Source organism: Paenibacillus sp. J22P218, from assembly GCF_056269195.1.
Map to the genome: position 1 here is coordinate 642953 of NZ_JBWDNL010000003.1, position 13736 is coordinate 656688.

A 13736-nucleotide genomic window follows, 5' to 3' on the forward strand; every position below is an offset into this window, starting at 1 on the left:
TGCCTAGATTCGTAGTTGTCGTTTGCTCTCATATATGTCTGCCATGCCGTCCAAAATACCGGCCAACATCGCATGCGAAACCTCGCTTCTTCCCGACTGTTCCAAGATCGCTTCAGCCGTCTGAATATAAGGCGCATCAATCAGCTCACTGTGCCACACCTCAAGCATCGTTGCGATGCATGCCGGTGTTGTCTCCAGATGGAACTGCAGCGCTAAGGCGAGATCGCCGTAGGCAAACGCCTGCTCTCCGCAAGCCTCCGAATACGCCAGCCGCCTTGCTCCAGCCGGAAGCGTAAATGTATCGCCATGCCACTGGAAGCTGGTGAACGTCTGCGGCATGCGGCTAAAGCTTGGATGCTGCTCCTCCGTACGGGATACCGCATGCCAGCCGATTTCCTTCTGCGTATTCCGGCTAACTTTGCCGCCGAGAACCTCGGACAACATTTGTGCGCCGAGGCAAATGCCAAGCACGGCCTTCCCGGCATCTATCGTTTCCCGAACGAACCGTTTCTCCATGGCCAGCCACGGATACTGTTCATCCTCATAAACACTCATCGGCCCTCCTAATATGACGAGCATATCGAATGATGCAGAAGAGGGATAATCGTACTCGGTTAAATGGGAGGGTGTCAGCATACGCAGCGTATGGCCGCGCTGCGCCGCCCAAGCTTTCAAAGCGTACTCGTCATCGAAGTCAAAATGCTTGAATGCGATAATATTCATTGTATCCCTCCTCGTAAGCGCCGTTCGTGATCCGCGCAGTTGCTTACGGCTTCATTTCTATTTACGGCTGATTAAAGGTTATGACCGTATATTAATAAAAAAACACCTTCATGTCAACTAACCTGACAAACTTTTTGCCCTTGCCTCCTTTTTACACAAAAAAACACACCTACAGCGCTAAAACGCCTGATTCGGTGTGCTTCACTGTGTAAGATTGAAACCTTGTTAACTTTATAGCTTTTTTTGTATTAGCCTATTGGCTCTCCCGACGCAGTGCCACTTTGTACATTTTCAGCGGCCTGCCGCGGGTACTGGTCGTTTCCTCGCCGATGACGGAAGCATATCCGCTCGATTCGAGTTGGATGAGTATACGCCGCGCGCTTCGCGGCATAATGCCCATTTGCTGAGCCAGCTCGTTGGAATGGATGACATCTGTTTGCAATTTACGCAGGATCGCTTCGATCTTGCCTAACGTTAACGCGCTTAATCCCGTATCATCGCTAACCTCTTGCAGACCTTCCGCCGAATAGGAGTAAGAAATACGCTCAGCGCGTCCCAAAGGACCGGACACCGTCTTGTCGTTGAAGACGACCATCCAAGCTCCTTTACCGTAATGCCTCGTCTGCATGAGCGCGTTGCCTGCCATCATCTCCGCCTCGTAAGCCGTGCGGCCAATGCCGATGCCGCAGGTCAGCTCTGCGCCCAAGCCGCTAAGCTCGGGACAGTCCGGCATTTGCGTGAAATGCTCCGTTATATTTTTCAATATGCCGCGCGTCGTGAAGATTGCATATCTCCCTGGCGATATCGTCTTCAACGAGCCCTGCACCCTTCTGGAATAATCGAGCAGCGCCTCGCTTACCGCAAGCTCCATGCGGAACAGCTCATCCGACACGTACGAATCCTTCGTAATGCCCGAATACGGGTCGGTCTCAATGAACTGAACAGCAATCTGAGTATCCTTGTAGCGCAGCGTTTCCCATGTCCGCCAAGCTTCGGTCAGCGCCGCCTGTACGGACGATTCCGTCGGAATTACCCGCAGCACCGGCACGCCAAGCGCCTTCAGCTTGTCATGAACGTACCAAACGCAGGTAACCGCGTAATCGATTCGCCCTTGCCGCCACATATCCAGGTGGAAGTCGATCAGCGCTTGGTACGAGCCCTCGAACGGCTTTCCGTTCAGCACGCTGCCGCCGAGTTCCAGCTCTTCCGCGACCTTAGCCAGTTCCTCTGCGCTGTACATATCGAAACTAAGCCTGGATATGTCGATCCGCTGCCGATAGAACAGCTGGCATAACGTACGGTACAACCCCGTTCCGCTATAGGAGATATAGAACATCGGCTGCTGGATATTAGACGCCTGCTCCTTAGCGGCTTGATAAGGAAGCGGTCCCGAGAACAGCCACATATCGACTTTATGCGCATGAGCCGACACGATCGGCCCAATATCCTCGAACCGCTCATGCGTGAAGGGGTAACATTCGAATTCGGCGCTTTGCCTTATAATATCGGTGACAAATCCCATCGTATCTTCAACGCCTACGTAACCGAGCTTGATTTTCAACCGGGCACCCTCCTCATTCGGGCTCGTTCCTCATATTTCCTCTATGTTACCACTGAAGCACGCCTCTAATAAAGATCAACCTAATTGACCACTTTCACGCGCTAAAAAGGCCTCAACGACGAAGAGAGCGCCCGGAGGCACTCTCTTTAAATTAAGTTTCGCTAATTCCGGCTGCCCGGCTCTATTCGACTTCGACTTCCAGCGGCTCCACGAAAACATCCTTGAATTTGTCGTAATCCGCTTGTCTGCATTCCATAACGAGACGCGTACCGTTCGGTTCATAGCTCGTTTCCTGAATGTTCGCATTCGTATTGAAATAAGCCACGACGCGCCCTTCCGCGAACGGGATAATGACCTCGCACTTCACGTAGTCCTGGAAGATCCGCTTCTTCGTGAGCGTCACTAACTCATCCAGTCCCGCGCCTTCCTTGACCGACATATATACCTTATCGCCATTCACTTGCGGATACGGCTCGCTCGTCATATCCGCTTTGTTGTAGGCGAAGATCATCGGAATATGGTCGGCGCCAAGCTCCTTCAATGTCGAGTTAGTCACATCGATAAGCCGCTCGTACTCCTCATTCGAGTAATCGACGACCTGAATGAGAAGATCCGCTTCAGCTACTTCCTCGAGCGTTGAACGGAACGCTTTTACCAAATAATGCGGCAACTGACTGACGAAGCCGACCGTATCGGTAAGCAGAAACGACTTATTGTCCGGCAGCTCGATGTTGCGAACCGAGGTCTCCAGCGTGGCGAACAGCATGTCTTTGGCGAATACCTGCTTATTCGATTCCGGCATGAAAGCATCCAGCAGCGCATTCATCAGGCTCGACTTGCCCGCATTCGTATAACCGACGAGACAGACAACGGGAATGCCCGTCTTCTGCCGCTGCTTGCGCTGCACCTGGCGCTGCGCGACCAGCTTCTCAAGCTCGGACTGAAGCGCGTGGATTCTGTCCTCGATACGGCGGCGATCAAGCTCCAGCTTCGTCTCGCCCGTTCCTTTGTTTTTCATGCCGGAGCCGCCGCCTCCGCCCTGGCGTCCAAGCGATTCGCGCAAGCCTACGAGCCTAGGCAGCATATATTGCAGCTGAGCCACCTCAACCTGCAACTGAGCCTCGCGCGTCTTAGCCCGTTCCGCGAAGATGTCGAGGATAAGGATCGTACGGTCGATAACCTTCTTCTCCAGCGAGCTCTCCAGATTACGAATTTGCGACGGGGATAGTTCGTCGTTAAAGATGACGGTAGATGCATCGACGCCCGCGACGAGCGCTGATAACTCATCGATTTTGCCGCTGCCAATATAATGCGAGCTGTTGATCTTGGCTAGATTCTGGGTCAGCTCCCCCACAACCTCGACGTTGCACGCCTCCGCAAGATTGCGAAGCTCCTCCATAGAGTATAGAAAATCAGGCCGATCCTGTAAGTTAACGCCGACGATAACGGCTTTGTTGTTCGGTTGTTCCATATAGTAGTTCCTCCTTCAAATTCCCTTGATTTGATCGATGTGGCAAACAAAAAAACACACGGACGCTGCGGCCTGTGTGTTCGCTTTGACGAAATAGAGAAGCACGGAGTAGATACTGCCTGGAATGGAGCAAGCCGAAGCTTGCTTGCCATCGCACAAGTCAGCGAGGTCATTCCGGTCAGCGCTGCAAAAGAGACCCGTCACTACCCACGAGTACCTTTCATGCGCTTTACGAAAGCATCATTTGGTTAAAGGCGGCAGAGAGCTATCCGATCATTCCATTACTCTCCAGCCAATCATATTTGCTATGGGTTACCTTTAATGAGCAGACCTATCCCGAGTTCTCTGCACACAGGCAGAGTATTGGCGCTATTCAATTAGCCGCGCGAACTTCTAACTCGGATAAAGTCTATCACACGTAACCCTCCGTTCCCAATTAAAGTAAAGCCATTCTAACATAGGACAACGACAGAAAGCAAACAGGTGTGTACTTCGCTATATTGGATTTCCGCTTCAATAATGCTGGTCCGTTTGATTCGATGCTAGGAGCTGACGCAATTCCAGTCTATGGGTGAACATAAGCAGGAGCAAATTAATGATCCCGAACAGCAGGATCGCACGGGAATAGCTGCCGCTGACAGCTATATATACGGTAAGCAGCAGCATACCCAGGACGACCTGAAGAGCGTCGATCCGGGACGTTATCCGTTTGCCTTTTAACAGCAACCTCGTCACTGCCAGCAATATCGCCAGGATAACGGCATAAGCAAGAGCTGCCTTGAACGCCGTTAGCGCGCTCCATACGCCGAACGTTGTCGCAATGGCCTTGCCCCCTTTGCCTCTCAAGAAGGGAGAGAATACATGGCCGAGCAGCGCCGCCGCAGAAGGAAGGATGAGCGGGTAGCCGGATATGGCATTCGTATGGACAATCCACAAGAGGGGGACATACCCTTTGGCAAAATCAAGCGCGATGCCGGTCAGCCCATACCCGTAGCCGGCCGATCGCCATAAATTAAGCGCACCAGGATTGCCGTCACCGTGCGATCGCAAGTTATGTTTCGCTATAAGACCAAGCCAATACGAGAACATAAGAGAGCCGGAAAGAAACGACAACAGCGTCCACAAGGTGATCGTCACCGCCACTACTTCCGACCTCCTACCTCAATGCGCCGCCCCTTCCACGCTACCCGTCCGAAGAACACGACCTGATACAACGAATAAAGCATAATATAGAGGAAAAATACGGTGCTCAGCATATGAATGGCAGGCAGCCACCAGCCGAATCGGCCCGTGTAATGGATGAAATAGTAGATTTGCGCCGTGTAGAGCAAGTAGCCGATGAATAGCGGCCACGCCCATGCCGTACCGATCGCGAAAGGCGCGGCCTCTGCGGCGATCAGTCCAATGAGCCATATCGCGACGAGCAGTGTCGTGAAGCCGCTAAGCTTGCTCGTGCTCATTACCGCTCCTTTGCTGAAGCCTTCGATCTCGCTGCGAATACCGCCCGGGTACATACGAAAGGATACAATGCCGTAACCGATATAGTTCGTTACCGGAACGCCGGCTTCAATGAACTTGGCGCCTAGATTGAGATCGTCCAGCAGTTCAACCTTAATGCCCTCATGCCCTTTGGCCCGCTCATAGTCTGTCCGTGTCGTCAAGATACAAGACCCGTACAGCCCTTTGAGCTTGTTTGCCCGCTCCATCGGCGAGGTGAAGGCATATAGTCCAAGCAGATTCGGAATGAGCGCCAATCGCTCATAAAATCGCTCCGCCTCGTGATAGGGCACAACAGAGATTGCCCCCCTCGTATCCTCCCTTGCGGCAATCAGTGATTGCAGCGCATGAGGAGCGAGACGGACATCGGCATCAAGGAAAGCGAGCAAATCGCCCGTCGCCTGCATGTAACCGTTCCACACCGCCCAGTTCTTGCCTGTCCATCCGGGCGGGGGCGGCGATCCGGCAATAACTGTTACCCCATAACTCTCCGCGATCGCTCGCGTCCGATCCTCGGAGCAATCATCGATGACGATAATTTCGAACGGCTTATACGTCTGAGTCATAAGTGATCCCAGAAGATGCGGTAAATTTTTTTCCTCATTCCTCGCGGGAATAATAATGGACAGCTTGCCCGATCTGGCCGCCGGATCTTCAGCACCAGAAGGCTTAGGGATAGGAACCGTATTTTTATGGAACAAAACAAACCCGGCAGCGCAAGCCATCAGCAATAGAACGATGATCCACAATATCATCTCACTACCCCCTGCTATCGATATGGACAAGCCTTCTGGCGACGATGGATTCCCATTGGAAAGTCTCTAGTTTAACTATATTGCGCCGATGCCGCGCCTATGAAGATTATCTTGAACAACAAATAAGGCCAACCGTCCCAGGGCGGTTGGCCTTGTCTTATGAATGAAGCTATCCCTTGAGCGAGCCTGCAAGCGCGCCGGATATGAAGTAACGCTGCAAAAACACGAACAAAACGATCATCGGCAATGCCGTGGTCACGACACCGGCCAGCAGCACCGGATAATCGGTAATGTATTCGCCGCGGAATTGGAGCATCGCAAGCGGAAGCGTCAGCTTATCCTTGCCGTTAAGCAGCAGCATCGGGAACAGGAGATCATTCCATACGATAACGAATAGGAATGCAGCTGTCGCCGCGAGATATGGGGCGCTAAGCGGGAGCGCGATACGCGCCAGCAATGTCCATTCCCCTGCTCCGTCGATCTCGCCCGCCTCCAATATTTCCTTAGGCAGCGTCTTCATGAAGCCCGTCAGCATGAACACCGATAGCGGCAGCAGTACGGATACCGACACGATAACGAGCCCCGTAAGCGAATTGCTCCAGCCCAGCTTATGAACGAAAGAGTAGATCGGGATCATATTGACCTGCGACGGCACCATGAGACCGACAGCAAACAGACCGAATACGACAGCTCCGACTCTTTTTCCCGAGCGCATAATGCCGTATCCGATGAAACCTGCAAGCATCAGCTCCAGCGCTACGGTACTTAACGTAACGGCGATGCTGTTGCGGAAGTATCCCCACATCGGCTGTCCGTCGAACAACGATTTGTAATTATGGAACGACAGCGACTTTGGCAGTCCCAGCGGATTTGCATAGAACTGAGGCGTCGTCTTAAGCGACGTGAACAATACGATAAGCAACGGAGCGATGATCGCGGCTGCGAACAGGAGCAGCAGCAATCTTCCTAACCATTTGAACGCCAAACCATACCACCTGCCTGCCTACTAGTAAGATACACGATCCGTCCGCAGCGCGCGGAACTGAAGAAACGTAATGAGCGAGATAAGAACGAGAAAATAAACGGACGCGGTCGACGCCTTGCCGAACGTATAGTTCATGAACGCCGAATTGTAAATATAGGTCGACAATATTTCGGTTGAATACGCCGGGCCGCCGCCGGTCATCGTGAAGACGAGATCAAACGCCTTGAACGATTGAATCGTCGTGTACGATACGACGATCGCTGCTGCCGGAGCAAGCAGCGGCCAGATGACGCGCCAGAACAGCTGCAGCTTCGTCGCCCCGTCAAGCTTCGCGGATTCCACAAGCTCCTCGGGGATTGCCTGCAGGCCGGCTACGAACAAAATAACCATCTGTCCGATATGCGCCCACGCTTGCACCGCAGCGATCGAGAAGATCGCGATGCCTGCGTCGCCGAGCCAGTTCTGCGTCCACGAGGACAGGCCGACGGCCTCAAGCGCATTGTTGAGCATGCCGAGCGACGGATCGTAGACGAATGTCCAAATAAAACCGACAGACACCGACGACAATATCGTTGGCACAAAATAAAGCGACCGCAGCGCGACGTTCACCTTCGTCTGCTTCGACAGCTGAAGCGCCAGCAGCAGCGAAACGACCGTCTGCAGCACGACGACGGCGGCCATGAACTTGATATTGTTCACGATCGACTTGTGAAAAATAATATCCTTGGCTACGTTCGCATAATTATCCGCTCCGATAAACTGATAGGACGGCGATAAGCCGTCCCAATCGGTCAAGGAATAATAGAAGCCCGTTACCGTCGGATAGAGGAAGAGCGCCAAATAAAGCGCCACGCCAGGCAAGAAGAACGGTAACAGCTTCAGATTCTTCTTCATGTCCTTACTTGCCTATCTGCTGATCGACGATCGTTTGCGCATCCGCCGCAGCTTTCGCCGGATCCGTTCCCCCAAGCACCGCTTGAATGGAGCTCGTAACCGCTTTTTGAACTTCCGCGTTTTTGATCGTGAAGCGCGGCTGGAAGCGCGTTTTCTTCGACGTCCACTCCGCGACTGCTTTTAATTCATCGCTTGTATATTCTACGTCCTTAATCGTTACGTTCTGACCCGTGCCGTTCGCATATTCGCCCGCAATGTCTTGGCGGCTAAGGAACTCGATGAATGTCTTCGCCTCTTCCGGATGCTTCGACTTGCTGTTCACCGCCAGCATGAACGTCGTCGTATGAATGCCTTCGAACACGGCTTGGTCAGCCGGTACCGTAATCGGTGCGAGCAGGCCTTGTTGAAGCTCCGGATTGTTTTTCTTATTGCCTACAAGCTGGTAAGAGCCCGTTGCCAAAATAGCTGCTTTCTCTTGTACGAACAGCGCACCGGCAGCGTCGCCCTTCGTTCCGAGCGCATCCTTCTGGAAGTAGCCTTTATCGTTCAGCTCCTTGAACTGAGTCAGCGTCTTCACCCACCACTCGTCGGTCAGCTTCGCTTCGCCAGCTTCGAGCTTCTCGAAGATCGCCTCGTCCGGCGCGTTGTTCATGACCATCGGGTTCATGAACTGGCCTGGTCCGATATCGGCGCCCGGGAATGCAATCGGCACGATTCCTTCTTGCTTCAGCTTCTCGGCTGCCGCAAGGAAGCCATCCCAATCCTTCGGCACTTCGATGCCGTATTTCTCAAACAGCTTCACGTTATAGATAGGAATGTTATACACGAGCTGATAAGGAAGCGCGAGTTGCTTGCCGTCCTTCTGTCCGGCTTTAATGAGTGTATCCGTAAAGTTGGCTACGAACGGAGCGCCGCTCAGATCGGTGAATAGTCCCGCCTTCGCGATCGCTTCGAATTGCGCGCCCGGGAACGATGCGAACACATCGCCTACCGAGCCGTCAAGCAGCTTGGCTTGCGCCGTCGATTGATATTGATCGGACGGGAATACTTGCGTCTCTACCTTGATGTTCGTATGCTCGGCTTCAAACTTCTTAATAATCTCGTCGAGCACCGCCGCATCCTCTCCGCGCCAGTGAATGAAGCTGATCGTGACCGGCTTGCCGCCTTCGGCTTCGCCTCCCGGAGCAGCCGCAGTTTCACCCGGTTTATTGCCTGTATTCGTATTGTTAGAGCCGCAAGCTGCAAGCACCGTGCTTAGTACGAGCATAAGCGCCAATAATGCCAATTGCGGTTTCTTAATCTGAATTTGTCTCATATCCATTCCTCCGATAAATTAAGTATGGATGCCTCTAGCGGCCAGCTTCTGCTTCACAAGAGGCAACAATAGCTCGCCCGATATACGGGCTTCTTCCAAATGCGGGTAGCCCGACAAAATAAACGACGTTACGCCAGCCTCGACGAATTCGATCAAGCGATCGGATACTTGCTCCGGCGTGCCAACGAATGTGACGGCCCCTCCCCCGCGAATAGCGGACAAGCCCGACCACAGGTTCGGTCCAATGACGTAATTCTGCTCCTTCGAGCCGCTGAACAGATCCATCTGACGTTTTTGATTCAGCGCATCCGTCTTCGAGTGCAGCTTTTCCTTCGATTTCAACTGCTCGGGATCGGCTTTGCTAAGAATGTTCCAAGCGGCTGCCCAAGCTTCTTCTTCGGTCTCCCGTACGACTACCTGCGCCCTAATGCCGTAGCGCAGCTTGCGGTCGATGCCCTTCTTCTCCTTGAGCTCAGCCAAGTAGGTCTCCATCTCGGCAATTTGGCCTTCGATCCAATCGAGCGGCTCGGTCCACATCAAGTACACATCGGCCGTCTCGGCGGCTACGCGCTTGCCCGCTTCCGAGCTGCCTCCGAAGTAAAGCGGTGGATGCGGCTGCTGGAGCGGCACCGGCTTGCTTACGCCGCCTTCCACTTCGTAATGCTGGCCGGCGTAATTGAAGCCTTCCGCTCCGGATTCCGGCTGCTGCCATACGCCCTTAACGACTTCAAGAAACTCCTTCGTCCGTTCATACCGCTCATCATGGCTTCCATGAAGCGGATCCCCCGTTGCCTTCAGATCAGCCGGGTAATGGCCCGTCACGACATTAATGAGCGCCCTTCCTCCCGACATCCGATCCAGCGTGGAGGCCATCCGCGCAGCCAGCACCGGCGTAATCAGTCCCGGTCTCATCGCGATAAGCGGCTTCAGCTTCTTCGTTGCGGATGCGACCCAAGATCCAACGATCCATCCATCCCAACATTCGCCGCCGGCCGGTATTAACGCGAACTCATAACCCGCTTCCTCGGCAGCCTGTGCGACCTCTACGAAATATTGCTGCGACGGCTCTCTCTCCGGCTTAACGCCGATGTATCGTCCATCTCCGTTCGTTGGAATGAACCAGCCGAATTCTACTTGTGCCCCTGTCTGATTACTCATTGCTGTTGTCCCCTTTACGCTTCGTTATCGTGAAGTAAAGAATGGTATCTCATATGAAATAGATTGCAACCACAAACGCTTGCGATGCGATTATCGTTGAACCGCCAGTTGTCCGGAAGATAACCAACAAACCTTATCGGATTAATTTGTTACCTGAATAATATCAATCAAGCTGATGCGGGTCAATGTCAATTTGTATGTTGAATCGTTTGTCATTTTGTGGTTTCATTGATTTTAAAAGCAGGTGTAAAAGGAGCGGTTGCCATGTTCGAGCAGATGAGAGAGGATAACCACGAGCTGTTGGAAATTCATTATTTCACGCCATCGTCCTTCGAGAAGGCAGGCGCGGCTTGGCCTATCCGACTCGGCGCCAATATGGCCAAACCGAACTATCATATCGGCCCCCGTATATCGCCCTATTATTATTTAATCGCCGTTATTGAAGGAGAAGGCACCTTCCATCAAGGCGGCCAGACGTATGCGCTGCGTCCGAACGATATTTATTGCTTGTTCCCGCAGGTGACGCATGAATATTACACCTCCGAGCAGGCGCTGCTGCGCAAGGCGTTCTTCGCCTTCGACGGCAAACATGCGCTTCAACTGCTGGAGCGAATCGGGCTAACGCCATACAGCCCGCATATGCGGGGCGGACTTACAAGCGAAGCGCTTCAAGCCATGGAGGGCTTCTTCGAGCTCGTCACCAATAAAGAACGGCCGCACTCTGATCTCGCTCGGCTATCTGTATTCCATCGTATCTTCGATGTGTTAACCGTTCCGCCGAGCGGTCCGAAAGCTCATGCAGCATCCTCCGGCACCTGGCTGCAGCAAGCGAAGGATTACATCGAGATTCACTATGCTGACGGCATCTCGATCGAGAGCGTAGCCGATTACATCGGCATTGAGCGTACTCACTTGTCCAAGTCGTTTCATCGCGCTTTCGGCCAATCGCCAATGAAATATGTGCAGCAGCTGCGAATGAACGAGGCAGTGCTGCTGATGAAGCAGACCGACTATAAGCTGTCCGAAATTGCGCTTTCCGTCGGCTATCCCGACTTGTTCTCGTTCTCCAAAGCATTCAAGAAGCAGATGGGCATGGCTCCGGCTATTTATCGAAAAGGGGAACAATAACGTCTGGAAGGAAATAAGCGGACATAACAAATAGCGGCGCAGGAACACCTTCCTGCGCCGCTATTTGTTCATTTGTCCTATTCTGCAGACGTCGTTCCGTCAAACACAGTGACCCGCTCAGCTGCCGGGATACGAGGCTGGGCGTTCGGTATCATTGCGGGGTAGCCGACATGGAGATTGCCAAGCACCTTCTCGCCTGGCCGAATGCCCATCGCTTCGCGGAAGACCGCTTCAAGCAGCCACGGATACGTCTCCCATACGAGACCGATGCCACGCTCCCACGCAAGCAAGCTGAAGTTGTGGATCACGCAGCTCGTCGAGGCGTAGTCCTCTTCCCGCACGATCAAATTCGTGCTCTCTTCCATGACAACCGTAATAATCATCGGAATGGACATGATTTTATCATAAAACTTCTGCCCGGTAGCCTCGCGCTTCGACGCATCGGGCTCACGTATTTCCTTCATGCGGCGGACAGCTTCCGCCATACGACGCTTGCCTTGGCCGGTGCTGATAATGAAACGCCAAGGCTGCGTCATATGGTAATTCGGCACCCACACTGCCGTATCCAGCAGCTCCATTGCCAGCTCGACCGGCACTTCCTTCGGCTCAAACCGGTGCACGGAGCGCCTCTCCTTAATGAGCTGAATTAACTCCATTCGTAGCACCCTCTTTCTGCATAATAAAACGAAGTAAGCCGCTTATAAGCGGATGGATAACCGACACATGTCCCTCGTTCTCGAACTTACGGTATGACATTCTGAGCAGCCCTTGCTCCTCATACGGCTGCAGCAGCAGATGCATCCGCTCGGCTTCTTCGACCATTGACGGCTTCTCTTCCGAGCCGATTCCAATGTAAAGCGCGATCGGTGCACGCTTCGGCAAATGAGCAAGCGCCATCGGCAGTCGTTCGAGCAGCGCAGAGCCGTTCCACCAGATGGACGGACTGCCAGCAATATACGCTGAGAACGCCTCTGGCCTCTCGGTCAGCACATACAGCGCGAACCATCCTCCCAAGGAATGGCCGAAGAGCGACTGTCGCTCGCGATCAATGTTGAAGCGCCGTTCGACGGCCGGCTTCAGCTCCTCCTCGATAAAGGCGAGAAACTCGCTCGCGCCGCCCGTCTCCGGCCAAGCCGAGCCATCCGGCCGTGCAGGCAGCTTCGATGAATCGGCCTTCTCCGTATAATCGAAGAATCGCCGTTCCGACACAATAGGTTCGTCGGAGGGATATCCGATGCCGACAACGACGCATGGTTCGAAGCCGCGCGGCGGACGACCCTGCAGACGAACGGCTTCAGCGAGCGACCCGAAAGAAGCATTGCCGTCCAGCGCATACAGCACCGGATATCCTTGCTCGGGTGGCGGCGCCGAAGGCACATAGACGAATATCCGATACTCCCGACCCGTACGCCTCGCGTACATCCTCCACTGGCGCGTACCCGATATCGTGTAGGCAAGCTCCTTGACCGCACGGTCAGATGCTCCGGCTTCTCCTTCTGCAAATAGGAAAGCGAGTGCTTCGGGGAAGTGGGTCGCCATGCAGTGCAAATCATGCGTTCCGCCTTCCGTAAGCTCAAACCGGATACGTCGAGCATCGCCATCCTTCGCGAGCCAAGCTGCATGCGCCCGCTTCGTATACGGCACCATGTTCATCTGTGTATTTTTCTTATAAATCCCTTCGCAATCGCCGACGGACATATAGATCCGAATATGCTCGGCTAGAGCAGGCTGCTCCAGCACATAATCCAACACGCCCTTATACCAAAAAGAAGTCGACAGCAAGCCCAGTCTGCCGAACGTATCTGGCCGCCAATACCCTGCAAACATAGAGATGAGGCCGCCGAAGGAGCCGCCGATAATCGCCGTATTCGCGGCGTCCGGCAACGTTCGATAATTTGTATCGATATATAGCTTGACGATGTCTGCAAGCTCATCGACATAAGCGCGCCCTTGACCGCCGAAGGCAGGATAGCTTTCCAGCAGAGAATCCGCGGGCCATGGCGTATAATCGTTATTTCGGTCAGGGGATTCGACGCCGACGAGAATAAGCTCCGGCAGCCTGCCCTGCTGGAATAGATGCTCCAGCTGATTCAAGCAGGCTTCGAATAGCTCGCCTCCATCTTGTACATAAACAACGGGATACCGTGCCTCCGGCGACGTTCCGTAAGAGCTCGGCAGATAGAGAAGAAGTCCGCGTCCCTGGGCCGACAGTTTCTGATATCTGTTCATCGTAAGTTAACTCCCTTCCT

At 53.5% G+C, this 13736-nt stretch carries 12 protein-coding genes; 1 reads left to right on the forward strand and 11 read right to left on the reverse strand.

Going from position 1 to position 13736, the window contains the following annotated elements; all coding sequences use genetic code 11:
• Positions 1 to 3: 3 nt before the first annotated feature.
• The 9 genes from AC0YN0_RS17525 to AC0YN0_RS17565 form a co-directional block, all read right to left on the reverse strand.
• The gene (locus AC0YN0_RS17525; protein ID WP_475822403.1) at positions 4 to 723 is read right to left on the reverse strand and encodes a type 1 glutamine amidotransferase; all 720 of its coding nucleotides are present in this window, start codon (positions 721 to 723) and stop codon (positions 4 to 6) included.
• Between the two features lie 253 nt (positions 724 to 976).
• Entirely contained in the window at positions 977 to 2284 is a 1308-nt protein-coding gene (locus AC0YN0_RS17530; RefSeq protein ID WP_475822404.1) for an ArsR family transcriptional regulator, read from the reverse strand.
• Between the two features lie 181 nt (positions 2285 to 2465).
• A complete protein-coding gene (hflX, locus tag AC0YN0_RS17535) occupies positions 2466 to 3755 on the reverse strand; it encodes a GTPase HflX (protein ID WP_475822405.1) in 1290 nt (429 codons plus the stop codon).
• Between the two features lie 513 nt (positions 3756 to 4268).
• Complete coding sequence (locus AC0YN0_RS17540; RefSeq protein ID WP_475822406.1) at positions 4269 to 4898, reverse strand: glycerol-3-phosphate acyltransferase; 630 nt, start codon at positions 4896 to 4898, stop codon at positions 4269 to 4271.
• On the reverse strand, positions 4898 to 6007 hold the full coding sequence (locus tag AC0YN0_RS17545; protein ID WP_475822407.1) for a glycosyltransferase: 1110 nt from the start codon (positions 6005 to 6007) through the stop codon (positions 4898 to 4900). Before AC0YN0_RS17545 ends, AC0YN0_RS17540 begins: the two co-directional genes overlap by 1 nt.
• 169 nt (positions 6008 to 6176) lie before the next feature.
• Positions 6177 to 6992 carry a carbohydrate ABC transporter permease gene (locus AC0YN0_RS17550; protein WP_475822408.1) on the reverse strand — a complete coding sequence of 272 codons (816 nt, stop codon included), beginning with the start codon at positions 6990 to 6992 and terminating at the stop codon, positions 6177 to 6179.
• 21 nt (positions 6993 to 7013) lie between these two features.
• The gene (locus AC0YN0_RS17555; RefSeq protein ID WP_475822409.1) at positions 7014 to 7886 is read right to left on the reverse strand and encodes a carbohydrate ABC transporter permease; all 873 of its coding nucleotides are present in this window, start codon (positions 7884 to 7886) and stop codon (positions 7014 to 7016) included.
• Positions 7887 to 7890: 4 nt separating this feature from the next.
• Entirely contained in the window at positions 7891 to 9201 is a 1311-nt protein-coding gene (locus tag AC0YN0_RS17560; RefSeq protein ID WP_475822410.1) for an ABC transporter substrate-binding protein, read from the reverse strand.
• Positions 9202 to 9219: 18 nt separating this feature from the next.
• Positions 9220 to 10359, reverse strand: a complete 1140-nt coding sequence (locus AC0YN0_RS17565) for an LLM class flavin-dependent oxidoreductase (RefSeq protein WP_442052655.1) — start codon at positions 10357 to 10359, stop codon at positions 9220 to 9222.
• A 264-nt stretch (positions 10360 to 10623) separates the two neighbouring features.
• Here AC0YN0_RS17565 and AC0YN0_RS17570 point away from each other — a divergent pair, with 264 nt between their 5' ends.
• Positions 10624 to 11487, forward strand: a complete 864-nt coding sequence (locus AC0YN0_RS17570) for a helix-turn-helix transcriptional regulator (protein ID WP_475822411.1) — start codon at positions 10624 to 10626, stop codon at positions 11485 to 11487.
• 77 nt (positions 11488 to 11564) lie between these two features.
• Here the strand turns inward: AC0YN0_RS17570 and AC0YN0_RS17575 are convergent, their stop codons facing one another.
• Both AC0YN0_RS17575 and AC0YN0_RS17580 read right to left on the reverse strand, forming a co-directional pair.
• Positions 11565 to 12143 carry a nitroreductase family protein gene (locus AC0YN0_RS17575; RefSeq protein WP_475822412.1) on the reverse strand — a complete coding sequence of 193 codons (579 nt, stop codon included), beginning with the start codon at positions 12141 to 12143 and terminating at the stop codon, positions 11565 to 11567.
• The gene (locus tag AC0YN0_RS17580; protein WP_475822413.1) at positions 12121 to 13716 is read right to left on the reverse strand and encodes an alpha/beta hydrolase; all 1596 of its coding nucleotides are present in this window, start codon (positions 13714 to 13716) and stop codon (positions 12121 to 12123) included. The genes AC0YN0_RS17575 and AC0YN0_RS17580 overlap by 23 nt, the downstream gene beginning before the upstream one ends.
• Between the last annotated feature and the right edge of the window lie 20 nt (positions 13717 to 13736).

Excerpts from the sequence above, each read along its gene's own strand:
- AC0YN0_RS17525 (WP_475822403.1), bottom strand. The coding sequence starts at position 723 with ATGAATATTATCGCATTCAAGCATTTTGACTTCGATGACGAGTACGCT.
- AC0YN0_RS17555 (WP_475822409.1), bottom strand. The coding sequence starts at position 7,886 with ATGAAGAAGAATCTGAAGCTGTTACCGTTCTTCTTGCCTGGCGTGGCG.
- hflX (WP_475822405.1), bottom strand. The coding sequence starts at position 3,755 with ATGGAACAACCGAACAACAAAGCCGTTATCGTCGGCGTTAACTTACAG.
- AC0YN0_RS17560 (WP_475822410.1), bottom strand. The coding sequence starts at position 9,201 with ATGAGACAAATTCAGATTAAGAAACCGCAATTGGCATTATTGGCGCTT.
- AC0YN0_RS17575 (WP_475822412.1), bottom strand. The coding sequence starts at position 12,143 with ATGGAGTTAATTCAGCTCATTAAGGAGAGGCGCTCCGTGCACCGGTTT.
- AC0YN0_RS17580 (WP_475822413.1), bottom strand. The coding sequence starts at position 13,716 with ATGAACAGATATCAGAAACTGTCGGCCCAGGGACGCGGACTTCTTCTC.
- AC0YN0_RS17545 (WP_475822407.1), bottom strand. The coding sequence starts at position 6,007 with ATGATATTGTGGATCATCGTTCTATTGCTGATGGCTTGCGCTGCCGGG.
- AC0YN0_RS17570 (WP_475822411.1), top strand. The coding sequence starts at position 10,624 with ATGTTCGAGCAGATGAGAGAGGATAACCACGAGCTGTTGGAAATTCAT.
- AC0YN0_RS17565 (WP_442052655.1), bottom strand. The coding sequence starts at position 10,359 with ATGAGTAATCAGACAGGGGCACAAGTAGAATTCGGCTGGTTCATTCCA.